Origin of the sequence: Sinomonas terricola (assembly GCF_034931225.1) — a bacterium.
Classification (GTDB): Bacteria; Actinomycetota; Actinomycetes; order Actinomycetales; family Micrococcaceae; genus Sinomonas; species Sinomonas terricola.
The window spans coordinates 105442-125636 of sequence record NZ_JAYGGQ010000005.1 but is presented as its reverse complement, the minus strand read 5'-3'; the positions used below and the strand labels follow the sequence as shown (position 1 = coordinate 125636).

The following is a 20195-nucleotide window of genomic DNA, read 5'->3' as shown; positions in this document are numbered from 1 at the left end:
CCTCCAGAGCGCAGACGAAATCACGGATCGGCCACCGATCACTCGAGACGATGCGACGCATCGTCGACCACAGAACATTCCCCACTACGTACCTGTGTGTCGACGGCCGGCAGGGAAGAATTCCGCCAGCACTCCGACGACAACCGCCCGCCCCCATAAGGCATGCGGCCTGCGAGACCACCCGCTGATCGGATCCCCCATGTGAGTTCCTCGGCTGCGGGTTGGAACCGCTTTTTGGCGATTCCGACGATGAAGCTAAACCCCCGTGAGCCAGCTCGTCAAGGGTCGTCAAAACGAGTCATGAAAATCACTGCTATTGACGATCTTAGTTATATACAAACAAATGTTTTGTCATAAAAACGGAATTGTTGGTGTGGGGTCTGAAAGCGCTTCCCACTCTCCAATGACGACCGTCCCGCCGATCTCGGGATCCCGCACGATGCGCGTGCGGAATCCCGCCTCGGCAAGGAGCGCCGCCGTCACCGCCGATTGCTGCTTGCTCGTCTCGATGAGCACGTGTCCGCGAGGCACGAGCCACTCCCCCGCACCGGCCGCCACGCGGCGCTGGATGTCGAGGCCGTCGGCGCCGCCGTCGAGCGCCGCGAGTGGCTCGTAGTCGCGCGCTTCGGGCGGCATGAGGGCGATCGCGGCGCTCGGCACATAGGGGGCGTTTGCCGCGATGACGCCCACGCGGCCGCGCAGGCTTTGGGGGAGCGCGGCGAACAGGTCGCCCTCGTGGGCGCGGCCGCCGAACGGCTCGACGTTGCGACGCGCGACGGCGACGGCGAGCGGGTCGACGTCGGCCGCGTGGAGCTCGATGCCCGGCACCGCGCTCGCCACGGCCGCGCCGACGGCACCGCTCCCACAGCACAGGTCGACGACGACGGGCGGCGCGCCGGCGTCGTCGGCCCTCCGAGAGGCAGCCGCAAGAGCCGCGGCCTCGCGCGCGAGCAGCTCGCTGCGTCGCCGCGGAACGAACACGCCGGCCTCGACGGCGATGCGGAGCCCCAGGAACTCGGCCCAGCCCAGGACGTACTCGAGCGGCTCCCCAGCCATCCGCCGATCAGCAAGCGCTTCCAGCTGCGGGCCCGAACCAGCCGCCTCCCGAAGGAGCCGCGCCTCGTCCTCGGCAAAAACACATCCCGCCGCGCGCAGCCGTGCGACGAGCGGATCGCCCTCATCTGTCACACGCGAGGACGGCCCGAACTCTGGCCCATCGGTGGTCACGGCGATAGTCTGCCATCACCCATCGGGCCAGTGCGGCCCCGACTTCTCAGGAGGAACCATGGCAGGGCACACCTACAGCGTCTCGGAGATCGTCGGCACCTCCCCCGAGAGCATCGACCAGGCCATCAGGAACGGCCTCGCGACCGCGTCACAGACCATCCGCCACCTCGACTGGTTCGAGGTCCAGTCGATCCGCGGGCACATCGACGAGGGCAACGTGGCGGACTGGCAGGTCACGCTCAAGTTCGGCTTCCGCCTCGAACGCTGACTTCTCTCACCTGCCCGACCCACCCCCTCTCACCCACCCACCCCCTCTCACCCACCACCACCCGAAATGTCCGCCCCACCCCCTAACCTGAACCCGTGTTCAGTCCTTGGGGGGCATTGCGCGAACTGACGCACGTCACGCTCCATTTCGTCGTCATGCCGGACGGTGCCGCGGGCCGCACCGACGGCGTCGCCCGCATCTGGCTCGACAAGCGCCTCCAGCAGGCGGAGCGGCGCTGTGCGCTCACGCACGAGCTCGTCCACCTCGAGCACGGCCACACGAGGTGCCAGGGCCCGCGCGTCGAGCGCCGAGTCCGCGCGGAAGCGGCCCGACGGCTCATCAGGTTCGAGCATCTCGAGGATGCCTACCGCTGGACCCAGCACCCTGCGGAACTCGCGGACGAGCTCTGGGTGACCTCCGGCGTCGTCCTCGACCGGCTCGAGGCGCTCACCGACGAGGAGCGCGCGCGGCTCGCGGTGGTCGCGGGCCAGACGTGACGCCACTCGGAAGAGACGAGAAGGTCCCCGACCTCAGCATGAGGTGGGGACCTTCTCGACGTTAAGACGCGCCCGGGGTGCCACGTGGGGGACGTGGCACTTTTCACTCGCACCAAGCCCGGGCGCGCCTCGTTTAGCCTACACCTTCGTCTCGGTGGTGCTGTGACAATCTCCGTATTGCCCACGATGCGGACTCAGTGGCGCGTCCCGGCGAGGCGCCCAAGGACGTCACGCAAGGTCACGTGGAGCGCACGGGCCCGTCGGCGGCTCCCGGGAACAGAGAAGCCCACACGGACACTTGGGGGGTTGCGTCCGTGTGGGCAATAGCCAATATAGCCCAGCTCCCGCGCCGCGCGCACCACAACCCGCAAATTCGCCAGCGAAATCGATCCATCAGGCGGCAGAAACCAGACGGGTCGTCCGGTTTCTCGTGTCATTCCCGTGCCGCGGCGGCGGAATAACCGGAACTGCCTCTCTCAAGATGCAGTCCCGGGCCCCGCGTGAGATAAAAATGACATGCGCCAGACAAATGACCCGTCGATCGGCCCTGTCGATGGCAGGTACGTTCACCGGGTCTCGGCGTCGGAGACGTTTGTCGGCGAGGCCTCGCCTCTTGGCCGGGACCGCTTCAGCGTGCCGGCCGTGTGGCCCCGCGTGCACGGGACGTACCGCATGGGCGCTCACCCCCCAGACGCCCTGCTCCTGTGCGAGACGTTCCGGCAGGCCTCCTACGTCGTGTGCCACATGCAGCGCGGGGTGCCGCTCGGGCGGAAATTCCTCCTCTCTCACATGGCGCTCTCCGGAGTCTCCCTCCTCGGCGGCCCGAGGGTGCCCGTCGCGCCGACGGTGACCGTCGACATCGTCGAACTCGGGCGGGTTGAGTCCGAATCGGCCTCCGTGCGCGTCGCGGGAGAGATCGCCTTGCCCGGGGCGTTCCGGGCGTCGCTCACGGCGTCGGGCGCGATCCTCTCGGAGCGGATCTATCGGAGGGTGCGCGGTGGCCTCGCCCCAAGCGGCCCCGCCGCGGCCCCGGGCGCACACGCCGGCCGCGCGCCGTCGTCGAACACTGTCCTCGCCTCCGGGAACGGCGAGCCGAATACGTGGCGCCTCGTGGTCAACACTGCGCATCCGTCGCATTTCGACCACCCGCTCGACCATGTTCCAGGGTCCCTCCTCCTCGACGCCGCCCGGTCCGCGATGCGCGCCGCCCTCGGGCGCCCCGAGGCCGAGCCGACCTCGATCGACGCCTCCTTCCAGGGCTTCGTCGAGCTCGCCGAGCCCACCAAGGTGCGCCTCGCGGACGGCGGCGAGTCGATGACCGTCGACTTCTTCCAGCGGGGCGAGCACCGCGCGCGAGTCGACCTCGTCCCACCGAGGGCCGCCTCGTGATCGGCCCGGGGCACACGCTCGTGGTCGGGGCGTCGGGGTTCATCGGCTCGGCCGCGGTCCGCGCGCTGGCCGAGGCCGGCCATCCCGTCCGCGGACTCGTCCGCAAACCCGCCGAGGCGGACGACAGCTACGGCACCGGCCGCGACCGCGGCGGCGTCGAGCTCGTAGCCGGCTCCCTAGACGACGCGGCGTCGCTCCGCGCCGCATGCGAGGGCGTCGCCACGGTCATCCACGCGGCGAGCTACGTGGGCTCGGATCCCGAGCAATGCGTCCAGGTCAACGTGGACGGCACGCGGCGGCTCCTCGAGGCGACGGCGAGCGCCGGCGTCGCGCAAGTCGCCTATGTCAGCACGACGGCGGTGTACGGCACCGGGCCTCATCGCGGCATAGCGGTCGACGGCGTGCCGCACCACCCGGAATCCCCGGCGAGTGCGTCGCGGCTCGCCGCAGAGAAGCTTGTCCTGGGAGCCGGCGGGGCGGTCGTCCGCCCCAACATCGTCCACGGCCCGGGCGACCGGTGGTTCGCACCGCACCTCGTGAGCCTCGTGCTCAGGCTTGGCGGGCTCATCGAGGGCGGAACGGCACGGATCTCCGCGATCTCCGTCGCGGACCTGGGGAGTCTCCTCGCGGGGCTGGCCGTCCGCGGCGTTCCCGCGGGGAGCGTCCTGCACGCCGCGTACCGGGAGCCGATCACAGTCCGGGATCTGCTCGCCCAGCTCGCCCCGGACCCGGAACTCATGCCGTGGGCAGGATCTGTTCCCTTCGAGGAGGCTGTCGAGTTCGCGCGGCCGCTCGGCTTCACACGCCACCAGATCTCGATGGTCGCGTGGGACCACTGGTACGCGTCAGAGGCGATCTGGCCGCTCGCGGGCCAGCCCGGCTAGGGAACCTTCTCCCCGCCCGGCCCCTTCTCGCGGTGCTCCGCTCGAGGAAACGGAAATCCGCTGGGCGCTCACCGCGCTAGGCCCTCGCGCAGGCCGACGACGAGCTGGCCGGCCAGGCCTGCGGAATCGACGGCTGTTAGTCCCGGATGCCTTCGACGCCGAACTCGGCGAAGAGCGCCGCGGGAACGGAGCGGGCCGCGTCGACCAGGTCGGGAGTCACCATCGCGGGCACGAGGAAGGTCCACAGATGCTCGACGCGCCGGAGCAGGTCCGCGCGGCCCTCGAGCATCTCGGAGACGAGCTGCACGCCCGTGAAGGCGCCCACGATGAAGCGCGCGAGGTCCGCGGCCGGCAGGCCTGGGCGGAGGTCGCCGTCGTCGATCCCCCGCGCGATGATCCCTTCGGTCGAGGCGACCCAGTCGGAATACAGCGCCGGGAGGTCGCGCCCCACGTCGACCCCTTCGAGGGTGAGGCGGATGCCCGCCCGGACGATGACGTCGTCAAGCAGCTGGCGGCAGAAGTCCACCGAGAGCAGCACGAGGGTTTCGAGAGCGGGCCGGCCCATGCCGGCCACGATGACGGCCCCCTCCAGGACTGCCTTGTGCTGCTCGTCGATGACAGCGCTCGCAAGCTCTTCCTTGGACTTGAAGTGGAAGTACAGAGCGCCCTTTGTGACATCGGCCCGCGCGACGATGTCACTCAGCGCCGCCTGGGCGTAACTATGCTCGGCGAAGACCTCCGCAGCGCCCCTGACGATCGCATTCCTCGTGATGACTGCCCGTTCCTGCAGCGACACCCTCGATCTCCTCCATTCCCCGTGACCACGAGCCATGCTAATCGGACTGGCGGCTTTGGTTCAGCCCTCCCGCCGCGGCGCCTGGCACCCCCTGCGCCACAAATGTGACCTAAGCCCTATACAACCACGAGACATCGTAGTAACATACCGGACATCCGGTATATGGTTCTCTCTGGGGATGGAACTGCGCAACGGGGTGCATCGCAAGTCGGGGGACGGGCGGTGCGGGCGAGGGCCCGCCTCTACCAACTGGGGGGAGAGGCGGGTCCTCACCCATTAATGGGGCTCCTCGACCAGCACGTCCGTGCGCTCGTCGTAGAACGCGATGAGGCCCTTGATCTGGCTCGAATCGGGCAGGGGGTCCTCGTAGCTCCAGGCGATGTTCTGCCCTTGGGCGCCCGCACCGCGGACAGACCAGTAGGACGCGCGGCCCTTGTAGGGGCAGATCGTCTGATGGTCGGTGCGCTCGAGGAGCGCGAGGTCGACGTCGTCGCGCGGGAAGTACGTGCGCACTCGAATCATTGTCTCGTAGACGAAAACCGGCTTCACGGTCTCAGCCAGGATCACGCCGTCGTACTCGACCCGGACCCGCTGCGAGCCCAGCCGCGCGTCAACGCGGTGGAACGGGTCCCGCGGGTGGCCCTCGACCGCTTCTTCGTCTTCCCACCACCGGTCGAACGCGGCGAAGTCGAGCACGAGGTACTCGGAAAGCTCCGGGTCGTCCGGCCGGAAGGCGGCCTCGGTCAGCTCACGTCCCGGCAGCCTGATCGTGAAGTCCTGCCCCGGCCCGTGGTGACGGCCGAACGCCGAACTGGGTTCGTGGACCATCGGCTCGGCGGGAACGAGTTCGGCCGCGATGTCCTCTGGCGGAACCCCGTAAGCGGGAATGATCCGCTGAGCTTCCCAGACGAGCACCGCCCGTCTGGAATCCACGACCACCCGGCCTGCCGCCTCGGCGCGGATCCTGCTAGCGATCGGCTCGTAGCGCAGTTCTTCGAGAAGCCTGCGCATCTCGTTCTGCATGCGAAGCGCCATGGATTGTCCTTTCCATGACTATCGTGCGCCCGTCCGGCCGTGTCAGCGAGACGTCCCGACACTCCTCCTTCCCGGGCAGCAGGGCTCCTACGCCATGGCTGGCCGGAATGGACCGTCGTCAGAGCGGCCGCGGGCACAGGAATTCGAGGTCCGGAAGGTGCCGCCTCACGTGGGAGAGGGCATGCGAAGCGATCCGAGGAACTCGCGCGCACCGGGCTCGGTCCCCCGTTCGCGGGCGTCGTAGGGGAACCCCCGGCGTTCGCCGTCGAGCGCTCGGCGTCGTGGTTTCAGCCTCGGGGGAACCTCGCGCGGGAGACAGTACGGCCTGATGGTGGTGTTGGCGCCAACAGGCTGGGCTACCCGTCGCGCCCCGCGGCGACCCTCCCCGCCGACCCCGGAACCGCGGCAGCAGCGAGCGCCGTCGCCGCGAGCACAACGGCGGAGACCACGATGACGCCGCGGGCCGCGTCGACGAATCCCGTCGGCGTGAGGGTGCCGCCCCACGTCGTGAAGAGGGTCGTCGAGACGGCGATTCCGAGCGCGATGCCGACTTCCCGGAGCGTCGTGTTCGCTCCGCTCGCCTTCGCGTGGTCGAGCTCGGGCAGCGTGGCGAGCAGCGCCGTCGAGAGCGGCGCGAACACGAGGCCCATGCCGACGCCCGCGAGGATGAACGGCGGGACGAGTGCCGGGTAGTCCACGCCGCGGCTCAGGACCGCGGCGATCCACGCGAGCCCGGCGGCTTGCAGGACGAGGCCGACGGCGATGGGCGGCCGCGCGCCGATCCGCGACACGAGCAGCCCGGCCGTCGGCGCGACGACCATGGGCGCGAGAGTCCAGGGGGCCGTCTTCCAGGCCGCCTCGAGGGCCGTGTTCCCCTGCACGAGCTGGAGGAACTGGATGAGGATGAAGATCGCCCCGAACATCCCGAAGCTCATGCCGAAGCCGAGGACGTTCGACGCCGTGAACGGGCGGTTGCGGAACATGCCAAGGGGAAGCAGCGGGTAGCGGGCCCGCGCCTGCCACGTGAGGAAGAGGACGAGGAGGAGCGCCGCGGCAGCGAGCCACAGGATGGTCTCGCCCGCGCCCCAGCCGATTGATCCCCCGCGCATGATCCCGTAGACGAGCGCCACCGTCGCGCCGCTGCCGAGGGCTGCGCCGACGACGTCGAGGGGTTCCTTCGCGCCCTTCGCGTTGGGGAACACGAAGCGTGCGAAGGCGACGGCGACGACGCCGACCGGGACGTTGATCCAGAAGATCGCTTCCCAGGGCCACGCCCCGAGGACGAGCCCGCCGATGAGCGGGCCGACGGCCACGCCGAGGCCCGAGATCCCGCCCCACACGCCGATCGCGATCCCGCGCTTCTCGACGGGCACCGCCCCCGTGATGAGCGCGAGCGAGAGCGGGACGATGGCCGCCCCGCCGATGCCCTGGACGGCGCGGGCCGCGATGAGCTGGCCCGGGTCGGAGCTGAGTGCGGCGAGCGCGGACGCGACCGTGAAGAGCGCGGTGCCCGCGAGGAAGACCGTGCGGCGGCCGATGCGGTCGCCGAGGCCGGCCGCGAGGAGGATCGCCCCGGCGAAGGCGAGCGTGTAGGCGTTGACGACCCATTGCAGCTCGTCGATCGTTGCGCCGAGGCTTGTGCGGATCGTGGGGAGGGCGTTCGTGACGATGAGGTTGTCGAGCGTCGCCATGAACATCGGGAGGGAGGCGGCCGCGACGACGGCCCAGACGGGTCGCGCTGTCGGACGCGTGGGCCTGGTAGTGCGGGAATCGAGAAGGGCCATAATGACTCCTTGGCTCGGGAGGCTTGGGGGTAAGTAATCGATCGATTACTTACAAAGCTAAGTAATCATCCGATAACATGTCAAGCATGGAGATCGACGAGGTTCCCCGGACACGGATGCCGGCCGCCGAGCGGCGTGAGCTCATCCTGCGCGACGCCACCGCCGTCTTCGCGTCGAACGGCTACGGAGGGACGACGACGGACCTGGTTGCCAAGGCGGCCGGCGTGAGCCAGCCCTACGTCGTGCGGATGTTCGGCACCAAGGAGAAGCTGTTCCTCGCGGTGCTCGAGCGCGCCGAGCGCATCCTCGCGGAGACGTTCCGGGCCGCGATCCCGGGGCCCGACGGCCACGAGCGGCGCGAGCGCATGGGCATGGCCTACGTGGGGCTCATCGCGGAGCGCGGGCTGCACCAAGTGCTCATGCAGGCGTTCCTGCTCGGAGGCGATCCCGTCGTCGGCCCCGAGGCTCGCGCGTCGTTCCTGCGCATCTGGCGGCTCACGATCGACGAAGCCGGCATGAGCGAGGAGGACGCGCGGAGCTTCATCGCGAACGGCATGCTCATCAACACGCTCGTCGCCCTTCGGCTCGGCGACGCGTACGGCGCCGACCCGGACATCGACGCCATGTTCACCGTCGCGTTCCCCTGCAGCTTCGACGTCTTCAAGGACAGCCTGCCGACGGCGGCCGAGCGGTACTAGGCCAGCTCGCGCTGCCGATCCCGCGGAGGGCTACCGCCCCGGCTGCTCGAAGTTGCTGAACATCCTTGATCCGGCTCAGCACGCCGCCGTGGCCTACCGGGGAGTGCGGATTTGCCGGGCCCACTGGCCCATGCGTTCCTTGATCAGCTCGAGCTGATCGTCGTCGACACCGTACATGCGCACGTCGCGCGGCGTGATGTGGCGCGACGCATCAAGCTGGTCCGCGAACATGCCCGTCTCAAAACCGGGGTCACGCTCGGCAGCGGCGCCCAGGAGTTCCTCATCGGTGAATCTGCCGGTCCCCCGGATCGCATCGACATCCAAGTAGTCGCGAGGCTCGCCGCGGCTGTAGAGCGCACTGACCTTGTTCGCGATCGCGTCTTCCAGACTGAGCACGGGGCCGACGTTGAGCATTACCGGGTCACTCTTGCGCCAGTCGATCGCGAAGTCGACCTCGAGGCTGTGCGCGTCCCCGCTCCGCACCTGCAGGCGGGTGAAAGAAGGGCTCTTGGTAACCTCCTCGACGTGGTACCCGGCCGATCGGAGCTCCGCGGCGGCACGCTCGGCCGCCCGCTCGACCTGCTCGACATGGGCCGTCGTAGTGAAAAGGTCCACATCCTGGGTGGGCCGGTCAATAATCCCGTGCTCCCGGATTGCGCCGGATCCTGCGAGGGCGAAGCCACAATCTCCAGCGCTGGCCAAGGCTATGCGCGCAACCTCGCGCTGTACGTCGAGTTCGCGGCTCACGCAGCCGCCGACGTCTTCAGCTCCGGAAACCGGTGCTCCCACATCAGACGTGCGCGCCGCGGGAGCAGGAGTTCGCCCCAAACCTCTATGAGTCTCCCCCTGTTCAGAACCTCGACCTGGTCCGCCACCTTGCCTTCAGCGATCACGGCTCGGTAGGCCAGGTTGATGCCCCCGGCCTCGTCAAGGTCAACTTCGCCTCCGCCAGGTGACCAAAGGACCGAGTGGCGTAGGACCACGACACCGTGCACAGGACCGTGAAGCGACTCAAGGCTCTCTGGCACCTCATAGGGCTTCACATCCCTCAGGAAGACTCGAGGATCCGAACCCGACATGTCCCACCCTCCTGATCTGCGCGTGGCTCCCAGCGCGGCCAGCCCACCGAGAGGTTCCGAGAGCCACTCGAGAACATCGGCCATTGGGTGGGCCCTGTGGGTCTCGAACCCACGACCCGCGGATTAAAAGTCCGCTGCTCTACCAACTGAGCTAAAGGCCCCAAACCGGCCTGACCGGTCACCAAGTACTCTAGCGCAGCGGGCCCCGCCACGTCGTTCGAGGCCGCCAGAGAGGCCGCCCAAGAGGCAGCCCCGAGGGCGCCCGGGAAGCCCCCCGAGTGCATGGGCACGAGCCGACCGGAGGAGTACCGTACAAGGCATGAGCGAACAGTCAGGAAACGGACCGATCAGGCCGCACAAGCCGAAGCCGTTCGCGCCGATCGACTTCGAGCCGTTCGCCGGCGGAGCGGACCCCGCCCGGGTCTCGGAGGCCGCGCACCTCGCGGCCCAGGCGCTCGTGCGGCGCGGCCGCGAGAGCGACGACCCGGAGATCACGCGGAGGCTTGTCCGGCTCGCCGACGAGCAGGGCCTCGACGCGATCGCGGAGATGTGGGCGGAGAGCCCGGCCCGCTCGCTGCCCGGCGCGCTGTGGCGCCTCTACGCGCTACGCGCTGCCACTCGCAGCGATCCCGAGCGCATCTCTGTCTATTTCAAGGCGGGCAAGGACACGGCGCAGGTCTCCCACGTCGTCGCCGGCGTCGCCGAGCCGCCCGGCGCGGACGAGCTCACCGCGATGGCGGACGCGATCCTGTCCGGCGCGTTCGACGGCGACTTCGACGTTGCGCTTGAACGCTCAGCGGCGTTCTGCCGCGTCATCGCACTCGGCCAGGCGACGCTCGCGGACAGTGCCGAGCTCGGGAACTCGGCCCACGCGTCGAAACTCACGCGAAACGCGCACCAGCTCGTCAAAACCGCGGAGGATCTTGAGGCCTCTGCGAGCGCGTGGCGGCGCGGGCAGCTCGACTGACCGGCCCCTCGTAACGCGTCCAACCCCACCGCGTCAAGATTGACTACAGGCGAAGCCCGTAGAAGACTGAAGGTGGCGTCGGACCGCGGCACCCCCGGGCTCCAACTTTTAGCCGCCTAGAGCGGCCTTCCGCCGAGAGGCGGTCCCGGTTCGACGCTCCAAGCTTCTCCCCATGAATCGGCTCCTCACGGAGCATTCATGTCCCGCGCGTCCCGCACCACCTCGTAGAGCGCACGCCTCGTCGTCGTATTCGTCTTGCGCAGGGCGTTCGAGATGTGGCTCTCGACCGTCCGGATGCTCAGCCCGAGCTGCTCCGCAATCTCCTGGTTGCTCCGCGACCCCGCGAGCAGCGCCACCTCGGCTTCGCGCCCGGTGAGGGTCAGCCCCAGGACCTCGGGCTCGAACGCCAAGAACTGCGCATCGGTCGGGAACCGGGCCACGAAGGAATCGGTTGCCCGCTCGATCGCGAGCGCCACAACGGACTCCCCCGCCAGCCGGTACCGCTTGACCGCACCACGGAGGAGCATGGTCGCCTGATACGCGTCGCCGTCGTGGCGATAGCCGAGCAGGAGGCCCTCGAGCCTGCGGATGTCCCGCGAGAGGACGGCGTCCGCGATGGCCATGAGCTGATCGTGCCGCCACGCCTTCGTGGAGCGGTGCAGCCGCTCCACCCGCTCCCGGAGCCGGTGCCCCGGGAGGAGGCACAGGAAGAAAAGCCCGGACATCGCGGCCTCGAAGGTATAGCCGTGCTCGATCTGTTCGTCGAGGAGCCGGCTGGCGGCGTCGTCGAACCAATCGGCGCTCACGGGTCGCCGCGACACAAGGTCGTAGACCCCGGTCCCCGTCCCGGGGAGGGGCCCCACGGCCGGCGATGCCTTGTCTGCCTGCGAGGCGAGTGGGGGAACTCCGGGGCCGTCGCGGAGGGACGCGAGCCGCAGCATCGCGTTGTGCAGCGAGTCGACGAGGAAGCCCGGCCTGCGGAGGGAGAAGACCCACCCCATAAGGTATTCGGCCTCGTCGAACAGCCCGCGGTAGATGAGGGCTTGGGCGGCGACGTAGCTGTGGGCGACGAGGCCGAACTGGTCGGTCGTCTTGAGGGCTTCGCGGCGCCGTTCGAGAGCATGGACGAGCGCCTCGTCCACGCGGCCGGCGGCAAAGAGCGCGAGGCCGCGGATGACGGGCTCGACGCGCGGGAGCATCTCGAAGCCTTCCGCGGCGTCGAGCGCTTCGAGCGCGGCCGCCGGGTCGAACCGATAGACGGAGACGATCCCCTTGACCGCTTCGACGATGCCGGTCGTCGCGTGCCCGCTCGTGAGGCGCGCGAGGATCTTGTCGGCGTTGCGGGGGATGCCCCGATAAGAGGCCTCGATGAAGAGCGCGGACGCCTCGACCTCCGCGGCCCACTCCGGTTCGGCTTCGGCCACCTGCCGCACGAGCGAGAGCGCGTTGTCGATGTCGCCTCCGGTCACGACTTCCCACAGGGCCCGCGTGACCGTGAAGAACAGGAGGTCCCCGGGATCGAGGTAGGCGGGGTCGGTATGCTCGAACACGTTCTGAATGCGGAACTTGTCGATGGGCGCGCCCCAATAGACCCTCAGGAATGCGACCGCGTTCGCCATGCTGCGCTCGGACTCCCACCGCCCGTAGAACAGCTTCTCGAGGGCTTCGAGGCGGCGGTGGAAGTACCGCGTGGTCGCGAAGTCGTTGCCTTTCGCCTCGGCCCTGAGCGCGGCGATCACTGACGCGGCCGAGGCCTCGTCCGGCGCCGCGCGCTCGGGCGCGGGCGACGGCGCGAGGAAGTTCTCGGTGATGGCGCTGCGGAGGATCTGGCGCGAGTTCCCGATATGCCCCTTGAGGTAGTCCTCGACGACGGGCGGGAACACCGAGGCGAGCAGCGTCCCGTCCGGGCCCGGCACGACGGAGATGAGGCCGCGGTGCTCAAGCCCGTCGAGCACCTCGGCGCCGAGCGAGTGGACGAGGTGGTCGACGCCGCTCGGCCCGCGCAGGGAGATGGTGCTGAGTGCCGTGAACTCCTCGGGGCTGATGCCCTGCAGGAGCTCCTCGACTGTGCTCGAGAGGTGCTCGTTGAGGAGCGTCTGGCCGGACATGCGCCACTTGCCGTCGCGGAGCACAAGCCGCTCGCTCAGCACCGCCGTGTCGATGATGCGCACCGCGAGCCGCAGATTGCCGCCGGACTTCGTGAGGATGCGCGCGGCGACGTCGACGTCGACCGGCGCGCCGAGCATTGTCGCGGCGAGCGCGTTGATCTGGTCGTAGCGGAGCGGCGGGATCGGCACGGTCGCCTGGGGCAGGCGGCCCAAGGCGAGTGCCGGCGTCGTCAGCTGGAGCGGCGACTCGCCCATCGTGACGATGAGCGGCACCTGCGTGCGCCTCTGGACGACGTCGATGACGGACAGCGATTCGCGGTCGACATTCTCGGCGTCGTCAACCACGAGCACCCGCGGCCCCGGTCGCGAGAGCTGCTCCGAGAGAAGGTCGGACACACCAAGGATCCCGACGGCCCGCGACCTCAGGTCGAGCCCGAGCGAGAGGATCCCCGCGAACGGCACGGACAGGAGCGACGGCGCGCCGAAGATACCGTAGACGCGGGTACCCGCATCCTCGAGCTCGTCGATGACCCTCCGTGCCACGCTCGTGCGCCCGCTTCCGGGCGCGCCGACGATTCGGACACCGAGTCCGCGTTCCGCATACGCGAGAACACGGGCGATTTCATGCTCAAACAACTCCGAAGACCTTTCTTGCGTTGCTTGCCCCCATGCAGCCCTCGGCCTCCGCGAAACCGCCACGAGCCTCAGCGGGGTCCACCGCGGCGACTCCGTAGTGCTGTCTCACTTCGGTATCAAGGATCGTTTCGCTGCGAGGAGCCGTGCATGCCCCAGAATTCGGGCATGCTGGCTCCTCCAGCCAACAACTGAGGGTATGACTCCGATTCAGCGCCTCAGTGGAGAAATTCCCTGATCTCAGTGTCGGCCGACGAGGGTGTCTCAGCACCACACGCACGGCCACCTCGCCGTGCCTCCCCATAATCGTCGCATTCGCGGTGTTTCATCTCCGTGCCGATGACCCAGATTCCGTGCCGCTCCCCGTAGAGGACGCGTCAATCTCAGTGGTGCGCGGGGTGTGGCCTCAGTACCGGTTCACGCGGTCCGGTGGCTCCCGGAGCCGAGCTCGTCCCCGAGTTCGCGGACGAGTTCCGAGAGGGCCGCGCGGCTCGACGTGTGGGTCTTGCGGAGCGCGTTCGAAATGTGGCTCTCGACCGTGCGCACGCTCACACGGAGCAGCACGGCGATCTCCTGATTGCTGCGCTGCCCGGCGAGGAGCGCGACCTCTGTCTCGCGCGCCGTGAGCGGGCCGGGCCGTTCAGGCTCAAGCGCCATGAAGCGGGCGTCCGGGCCGGCGCCGGCCGTGAACTCCTTGGCGGCCCTCTCGGCCGCGGACGCAGCGCGCGAGTTCCCCGCGAGGCGGTGGCGGGTCGCGCCGCCGCGCAGCAGCATCGCCACCTGGTACGTATCGTCGGCGGGCACGTAGGTGCGGACGAGCTCATCGAGCCGCCCGGCATCGCCGTCGATCACGGCGTGCGAGAAGGCGAGCAGCTGGGCGAACCGGGCGACGCCGCGCTCCTCCAGGATGGCCTCGGCGCGGGCCAGCACCCGGGGGCCCGGGAGGAGGCAGAGGCACAGGATGGCGGAATAGGCGGCCTCGAACACGAACCCGTGCGCAAGGTTCTCGTCGACGAGGCGGCTCGCGTCGTCGTCGAACGCGTCGGCGCTCTCGGGGCGCCGCGTGACGAGCTCGTAGACGCCCTTCCCCATCCCGGGCAGCGGCCCGACGTCCCGCGCGCCGACCCCGGCCTGCCCGCCGAGCGCGTCCGGCGCGCCTCCCCCGCGGAGGGACGAGAGCCGGAGCATCGCGTTGTAGAACGATTCGAGGAGGAAGCCCGGCCGCCCGACCGCGAACGCCGAGCCCATGAGGTACTCGGCCTCGTCGAACAGGCCGCGGTAGAGCAGCGCGAGGGCTGCGACGTAGCTCTGGGTCATGAGGCTGAACTGGTCGACGGCCTGGAGGGCGTCCCGCCGTCGTTCGAGCGCGTACGCGATCGCCTCGTCGACCCGCCCGCCTGTGAAGAGCGCGAGGCCCCGGATGACGGGCTCGAAGCGGGGCAGCGTCTCGAAGCTTGAGGCGGAGTCGAGGGCCGCGAGGGCGGCCTCGGGCTGGAACCGGTGCACCGCGAGCAGCCCCCGCACGGTCGCCGTGACGCCGCTCGACGGGTTCTGAGTCCTGAGGCCTGCGGCCGCGGCGTCGATGTCCGCGGGCGCCCGGTGGTATGAGAAGTCGAGCATGACGCCCCAGGCCTCGGCCTCGGCTGCCCACGAGGGCACGTCGGCGGCGAAGCGGCCCAGGATCCGGTGGGCCTTGTCGAGGTCCCCCTCGTTGAGGACGGTCCAAAGCGAGCGCGTGAGCGTGAAGAAGAAGACGTCGGCGGGATCGCCGTCGTCGGTGTCGGTGTGCTCGAAGACCGCCTGGACGCGCGCGCGGTCGATCGGCGCACCCCAGTAGACCTGGAGGAAGGCGACGGCGTTCGCGAGGCTCCGCTCGGCCTCCCACGCGCCGTAGTGCAGGTGCTCGAGCGCGTCGAGGCGGCTGCGGAAGTACTGGGCGGTCGCGGCGTGGTTGCCCCGCATTTCCGCCCGGAGCGCGGTGATCGCGGGCGCGGAATCCGTTCCGTCGCCGGACGCCGTGGTCGGGACGGCAGCGGACGACGACGGCGCAGCGAACCTTTCGGTCACGGCGCTCCGGAGGATGCGGCGGGACGCGCCGATGTGCTCCCGGAGGTAGTCGTCGACGACGGGCGGGAACACGGAGGCGAGGAGGGCGCCGTCGGGCCCGGGAACGACCGAGACGAGGCCGCGGTGCTCGAGGCCGTCGAGGACGTCCGCGCCGATGGTCCCGACGAGGCGGTCCACGGGGCACGTGCCGAGCAGCGAGACGGTGTTGAGCGCCCGGAATTCCTCGCGGCTGAGCCCGTGCAGGAGGGCCTCGACCGTTCCGTGGAGGTGGTCGGTCATGAGCGTCGGGCCGTTGAGGCACCACCTCCCGTCGCGGACGGCAAGGCGGTCGCCGAGGAGCGCCGTCTCGACGATGCGGACGGCGAGCCGCAGATTGCCGCCGGACTTTGCGAGGATTCGCGCGGCGACGTCGACGTCGACCGGTGCGTCGAGCATTTCGGCGACGAGCGCGTTGACCTGCTCGTAGCGGAGCGGCGGAATCGACACGGTGGCCTGGGCCCAGCGACCGAGCACCCCCGTCGCCGACGATCCGGACTGGAAGGGGATGTCGCCGCTCGTCGCGACGATGGGAACGCCGAGCCGCTTGTGGGCGACGTCGATCGCGGAGAGTGACTCGCGGTCGAGGCTTTCGACGCCGTCCACAATAAGGACCCGCAGGCCGGGGCGGGAGAGCTCTCCGGCCAGCACATCGGACGCCCCGAGGATGCCGGCCGCCCGCGAGCGGAAGTCGAGGCCGAGCGAGAGGATCCCCGCGAACGGCACTGATGCGAGCGCAGGGTCGGCGAAGATCGGATAGGCCCGCGCGCCGCGCTCTTCGAGCTGCGAGACGATCCCGCGCGCAACGCTCGTCCGCCCGCTTCCGGGCGCGCCGACGACGCGAACGCCGAGGCCCCGCGCGGCGTAGCGCAGAACGCGCTGGATCTCCTGGTCGAACAAACCCCAGGCCTTTCTCTGCTTCCCGTCCCCGTGCTTCTATGATTCCGGCCTGGCGCCATCATGACGCGGGTCGGGCCGGGTATTTCGGAGGCGCCCCGTACGCCGCGCTCCGTGACCCCACTCCGTGTCGCAGGCCGGGGCTACGCTTGGACTCCATGTGGGGGAAGAGCCTTGTGTCATGCGGCCACGTCGTCGTCCTCGTCGACGATCCGGATGCCTCGCTCGGGTTCTATCGGGATGTCCTGGGCCTGGACGTCGTCTGGGGCGACCGCCCGCATCCGCCGCAGCGCCGCAATGACCCGCCGGCGCGGGCCTCAGGGCTCGGGGTGTGGCTCATGGCCCCGAGCAGCCCGCACGAGGCGGCGCTTGTGGGCCGTCAGGCGGGCCATCGCCCACTCCTCGTCATGCTCACGGACGACCTTCCCCGGATGCGGCGTCACCTTGTCGCGCAGGGCATCGATGTGTGGGCCGAGCGGCGGGACGCCGAGGGACACTCGCTCCATTTCTCGGATCCGCACGGCAACGTCATCGTCGCCTCGCAGCCGCGGTGAGCGCCCGGATCCCCGCGGACGATTCACCTTCGTCGCGTACCATGCGGTGTACCGGCCCCCGCCGAACCTGTCACCTGCCCCAACGGGCCCGTACGGAAGAGACTCCATGAAGCTGCGCCTCTTCCCCCAGGAGACGGCCGCGCTGGAGCTTCTCGCCGACATCGCCCAGCAGTCGGTCCTCGCCGTCCAGGTGCTGTCCGAGATGTTCGGGGCCCGCCGGCAGGACCATGAACGCATCTTCGAGGAGCTCGTCAAGCTCGATACGCGCACGGCCGAGCTCCAGCGGGCGCTCCTCACCCAGCTCCGCACGAGCTTCGTCAACCCGCTCCCCCGCGAAGACCTCCTCGACCTCTCGGAAGGGCTCGGCGAGGCGGTAGAGCAGCTCGTCGCGGTCGGCGAGATCACGGTCGTCAACCGGCTTGACCGGATCGCGCGCGAGGCGTCGGATCAGCTCGAGATCGTCAATCGGCAGGCCGAGCTCACGGTCACTGCGATGCGCAGCCTCGGCCGGCTCGACGACCTCGAGGACTACTGGATCGAGATGCTCCGCCTCGCGAAGCGCGCGAACCACACGCACCGGGTCTGGAGCGGGCAGTCGATGCGTGAGCTCTCGCTCGGCGCGTACGCGCGCAACGTGGAGATGGCCAGGGCGCTCCTGGCCGCGGCCCATGCGCTCCGGGACGTCGCCGCCCGCGTGGGCCGGATCATCGTCAAGGAATCGTGACGTGACCCTCGCGCTCACGGTCGCGGTGGTCGGGTTCGCGTGCGTCTTCGGCTTCCTCAACGGCTTCCGTGATGCCTCGACCGCGGTGGGACTCACGGTCCGCACGCGGGCGCTCACGCCGAGCATCGCCGTCGTCCTCGCCGCGGTCTTCAACATGGCAGGGGTGGTCTCGGGCGCGTGGCTCCTCACGTACTTCGGGGGCAGCTGGCTCACAGCGCCCGACGGCGCACGCGGGCTCGTGCTGCTCCTCGCCACCTTGGCGAGTGCGACCCTGTGGAACGTGTTCCTCTGGTGGCGCGGCTACCCGTCGTCGTCGACCCATGCCCTCGTCGGCGGTCTCGCGGGAGCGAGCCTCGCGGCCCTCCTCCGCGGGCACGGCACCGGCCAGAGCCTCGGAGACGTGCTGTGGCTCCAGGTGTGGCTCCCTCTCCTGATCTCGCCGCTGCTCGCGTTCGGGGCGTCCTTCTTCCTCACGAGCCTCGTCACGTGGCTCGCGCGCTACAGCCAGCCGAGCCAGGCCCATGCCGCGCTCCGGGCCGCTCAATCGGTCGGGACGGCGGCCGTCGCGTTCGGCCACGGGCTCCAGGACGGCCAGCGCGTCATCGCCGTGCTCGCGATCGCGACCCTCGGGTCCGGCGTGAACTGGAGTGCCGTGCCGATGTGGATCGTCGCGCTTTCGGCGCTCGTCTTCGGCGTCGGAACCCTCTCGGGCGGGTGGCGTATCACGTACACGCTGAGCCACCGGCTCGTGCGCACGGATCCCTTGCGGGGCTTCGTCTCCCAGCTCGTCACCACCGCGACCCTGTTCTTCGGCGCCCTGGGGCTGCGCTGGCCGCTCTCGACGACCCACACGGTCGCGGCATCGATCCTGGGTGCGGGCACCAACCAGAGCTTCGCCGCGGTTGACGGGCGCCTCCTCGTGCGGCTCATCCTGTTCTGGATCGCGACGCCGCTCGCCACGGCCGCCCTCGGACTCGTGTTCGCGCTCGCCCTCGAACCGCTCGGATCGTAGGGCACGCCGACAAAGTCACCGGATGAGCCCTTGCGCAAGACATAGATGTACGTGAATATTTACGTGTGTCTATGCAACTGGAGATCACGCCCGTCCAGGCGGTCGCGTGCTGTTCGCCGCTCGCCCGCGACCCGCTCTCGGAGGCCGATGCCGAGCGGATCGCACCGCTGCTCAAGGCACTCGCCGACCCCGTGCGGCTCCGGCTCATCTCCCTCGTGGCCTCGCACGAAGGCGGCGAGGCCTGCGTGTGCGACCTGAGTGACGCATTCGATCTGACGCAGCCGACCATCAGCCACCACCTGAAGGTCCTGCACGAGGTCGGGCTGCTCGACAGGGAGAAGCGCGGTGTGTGGGTCTACTATCGGGCACGGCTCGAAGCGCTCGACGGCCTGGCCGCGCTCATGGGCGGGACTGCGAAGTGAGCCAACTCGCTCGCCGCGTCGCCGCCGAGTTCGCGGGGACGGCGTTCCTCGTCGCGGCGGTCGTCGGCTCGGGCATCATGGCGTCGCGGCTGTCCCCGTCGGATACAGGCCTCGCGCTCCTCGAGAACAGCATTGCCACGGGCGCGGCGCTCATCGCCCTCATCACGGCACTCCAGCCGATCTCGGCCTCGTTCAACCCCGTCGTGACGCTCGTCGAGCGGTTCCTCGGCGTGCTGAATTCGCGGACCGCGGCAGCGCTCATCGCCGCGCAGTTCCTCGGCGGGCTGCTCGGCACGGTGGCCGCGAACCTCATGTTCGGGCTCGACGCCGTCGCGATCTCTGCACATGCGCGCACCGGGCCCGGCCTGTGGCTGGGCGAAATCGTCGCCACGGCCGGGCTCGTGCTGATCGTGTTCGGCACGCTCCGCACGGGGCGCGGCGAGCGCATCGCCGTCGCCGTCGGGAGCTACATCGCCGCCGCGTACTGGTTCACGAGCTCGACGAGCTTCGCCAACCCCGCCGTGACGCTGGCCCGCACGATCACCGACACCTTCGCCGGGATCGCCCCAGCCTCGGCGCCCGCGTTCGTCGTCGCCCAGCTCGCGGGCGGAACCGCGGCATTCATCCTGATCCGCCTCATGTACCCCTCCGTTGCCCCCGCCGCCCTCGCGGCCGATCGAAAGGTCCACTGATGAGCGAGAAGCCTTCCGTCCTGTTCGTGTGCGTCCACAACGCCGGGCGCTCCCAGATGGCCGCGGCCTACCTGAACCACCTCGCGGGCGGCCGCATCGAAGTCCGCTCGGCAGGTTCTGAGCCGGCCGCGAGCGTCAACCTCGCCGCGGTCGAGGCCATGCTCGAAGAAGGCATCGATATCCGCTCGGAGACGCCCAAGATCCTCACGACCGAGGCAGTCAAGGATTCGGACGTCGTCATCACGATGGGCTGCGGCGACACGTGCCCGATCTTCCCCGGGAAGCGCTACGAGGACTGGGATCTCGCGGATCCCGCGGGAAAGGGCGTCGGCGCCGTGCGGCCGATCCGGGACGAAATCCGGACCCGGGTCGAGACCCTCATCGGCGAGCTCCTGCCCGCCGGCGCATGAGCCGCCGCCGGGCGGC

General features: G+C 69.6%; 20 protein-coding genes and 1 tRNA gene. 12 read left to right on the top strand and 9 right to left on the bottom strand.

The features are described 5' to 3' along the window. Nucleotides 1-351: 351 nt before the first annotated feature. A complete protein-coding gene (locus tag SPF06_RS08875; RefSeq protein ID WP_428985738.1) occupies nt 352-1227 on the bottom strand; it encodes a putative protein N(5)-glutamine methyltransferase in 876 nt (291 codons plus the stop codon). A gap of 58 nt (nt 1228-1285) precedes the next feature. Between SPF06_RS08875 and SPF06_RS08870 the strand changes: the two genes are divergently transcribed. The 4 genes from SPF06_RS08870 to SPF06_RS08855 all read left to right on the top strand — a co-directional run bounded on the left by SPF06_RS08870 (nt 1286) and on the right by SPF06_RS08855 (nt 4265). After that, nucleotides 1286-1495 carry a dodecin gene (locus tag SPF06_RS08870; protein ID WP_323278676.1) on the top strand — a complete coding sequence of 70 codons (210 nt, stop codon included), beginning with the start codon at nt 1286-1288 and terminating at the stop codon, nt 1493-1495. A gap of 95 nt (nt 1496-1590) precedes the next feature. Next, nucleotides 1591-1992 carry an ImmA/IrrE family metallo-endopeptidase gene (locus SPF06_RS08865; protein ID WP_323278675.1) on the top strand — a complete coding sequence of 134 codons (402 nt, stop codon included), beginning with the start codon at nt 1591-1593 and terminating at the stop codon, nt 1990-1992. A 516-nt stretch (nt 1993-2508) separates the two neighbouring features. Next, a complete protein-coding gene (locus SPF06_RS08860; protein ID WP_323278674.1) occupies nt 2509-3381 on the top strand; it encodes an AfsA-related hotdog domain-containing protein in 873 nt (290 codons plus the stop codon). Then, nucleotides 3378-4265 (top strand): NAD-dependent epimerase/dehydratase family protein, encoded by an 888-nt coding sequence (locus tag SPF06_RS08855; RefSeq protein ID WP_323278673.1) that lies wholly within the window; start codon nt 3378-3380, stop codon nt 4263-4265. Before SPF06_RS08860 ends, SPF06_RS08855 begins: the two co-directional genes overlap by 4 nt. Nucleotides 4266-4401: 136 nt before the next feature. Here the strand turns inward: SPF06_RS08855 and SPF06_RS08850 are convergent, their stop codons facing one another. From SPF06_RS08850 to SPF06_RS08840, 3 genes are all read right to left on the bottom strand, one after another. After that, a complete protein-coding gene (locus tag SPF06_RS08850; protein WP_323278672.1) occupies nt 4402-5061 on the bottom strand; it encodes a ScbR family autoregulator-binding transcription factor in 660 nt (219 codons plus the stop codon). A 276-nt stretch (nt 5062-5337) separates the two neighbouring features. Then, a complete protein-coding gene (locus SPF06_RS08845; RefSeq protein ID WP_323278671.1) occupies nt 5338-6096 on the bottom strand; it encodes a DUF427 domain-containing protein in 759 nt (252 codons plus the stop codon). 356 nt (nt 6097-6452) lie between these two features. After that, a complete protein-coding gene (locus SPF06_RS08840) occupies nt 6453-7880 on the bottom strand; it encodes a DHA2 family efflux MFS transporter permease subunit (RefSeq protein ID WP_323278670.1) in 1428 nt (475 codons plus the stop codon). 86 nt (nt 7881-7966) lie between these two features. Between SPF06_RS08840 and SPF06_RS08835 the strand changes: the two genes are divergently transcribed. Next, on the top strand, nt 7967-8578 hold the full coding sequence (locus SPF06_RS08835) for a TetR/AcrR family transcriptional regulator (RefSeq protein WP_323278669.1): 612 nt from the start codon (nt 7967-7969) through the stop codon (nt 8576-8578). Between the two features lie 93 nt (nt 8579-8671). On the opposite strand, the gene SPF06_RS08830 is transcribed toward SPF06_RS08835, so the two are convergent. From SPF06_RS08830 to SPF06_RS08820, 3 genes are all read right to left on the bottom strand, one after another. Then, on the bottom strand, nt 8672-9325 hold the full coding sequence (locus SPF06_RS08830; protein ID WP_323278668.1) for a nucleotidyl transferase AbiEii/AbiGii toxin family protein: 654 nt from the start codon (nt 9323-9325) through the stop codon (nt 8672-8674). After that, nucleotides 9322-9741, bottom strand: a complete 420-nt coding sequence (locus SPF06_RS08825) for a transcriptional regulator (RefSeq protein ID WP_323278667.1) — start codon at nt 9739-9741, stop codon at nt 9322-9324. Before SPF06_RS08825 ends, SPF06_RS08830 begins: the two co-directional genes overlap by 4 nt. A 4-nt stretch (nt 9742-9745) precedes the next feature. After that, a tRNA-Lys gene (locus SPF06_RS08820) sits at nt 9746-9818 on the bottom strand. A 158-nt stretch (nt 9819-9976) separates the two neighbouring features. Here SPF06_RS08820 and SPF06_RS08815 point away from each other — a divergent pair. Then, complete coding sequence (locus SPF06_RS08815; protein ID WP_323278665.1) at nt 9977-10624, top strand: hypothetical protein; 648 nt, start codon at nt 9977-9979, stop codon at nt 10622-10624. A 185-nt stretch (nt 10625-10809) separates the two neighbouring features. On the opposite strand, the gene SPF06_RS08810 is transcribed toward SPF06_RS08815, so the two are convergent. Both SPF06_RS08810 and SPF06_RS08805 read right to left on the bottom strand, forming a co-directional pair. Beyond that, complete coding sequence (locus SPF06_RS08810; protein WP_323278664.1) at nt 10810-13368, bottom strand: LuxR C-terminal-related transcriptional regulator; 2559 nt, start codon at nt 13366-13368, stop codon at nt 10810-10812. Nucleotides 13369-13782: 414 nt separating this feature from the next. Further along, complete coding sequence (locus SPF06_RS08805; RefSeq protein WP_323278663.1) at nt 13783-16368, bottom strand: helix-turn-helix transcriptional regulator; 2586 nt, start codon at nt 16366-16368, stop codon at nt 13783-13785. Between the two features lie 155 nt (nt 16369-16523). Between SPF06_RS08805 and SPF06_RS08800 the strand changes: the two genes are divergently transcribed. The 6 genes from SPF06_RS08800 to SPF06_RS08775 all read left to right on the top strand — a co-directional run bounded on the left by SPF06_RS08800 (nt 16524) and on the right by SPF06_RS08775 (nt 20179). Beyond that, on the top strand, nt 16524-16919 hold the full coding sequence (locus SPF06_RS08800) for a VOC family protein (protein ID WP_323278662.1): 396 nt from the start codon (nt 16524-16526) through the stop codon (nt 16917-16919). Between the two features lie 106 nt (nt 16920-17025). Beyond that, complete coding sequence (locus SPF06_RS08795) at nt 17026-17643, top strand: DUF47 domain-containing protein (RefSeq protein ID WP_323278661.1); 618 nt, start codon at nt 17026-17028, stop codon at nt 17641-17643. Nucleotide 17644: 1 nt separating this feature from the next. Then, nucleotides 17645-18655 carry an inorganic phosphate transporter gene (locus SPF06_RS08790; protein ID WP_323278660.1) on the top strand — a complete coding sequence of 337 codons (1011 nt, stop codon included), beginning with the start codon at nt 17645-17647 and terminating at the stop codon, nt 18653-18655. Nucleotides 18656-18726: 71 nt separating this feature from the next. Continuing rightward, nucleotides 18727-19077 (top strand): metalloregulator ArsR/SmtB family transcription factor, encoded by a 351-nt coding sequence (locus SPF06_RS08785; RefSeq protein WP_323278770.1) that lies wholly within the window; start codon nt 18727-18729, stop codon nt 19075-19077. Beyond that, a complete protein-coding gene (locus tag SPF06_RS08780) occupies nt 19074-19769 on the top strand; it encodes an aquaporin (RefSeq protein WP_323278659.1) in 696 nt (231 codons plus the stop codon). Before SPF06_RS08785 ends, SPF06_RS08780 begins: the two co-directional genes overlap by 4 nt. Further along, complete coding sequence (locus tag SPF06_RS08775; RefSeq protein WP_323278658.1) at nt 19769-20179, top strand: arsenate reductase ArsC; 411 nt, start codon at nt 19769-19771, stop codon at nt 20177-20179. Before SPF06_RS08780 ends, SPF06_RS08775 begins: the two co-directional genes overlap by 1 nt. Nucleotides 20180-20195 lie beyond the last annotated feature (16 nt).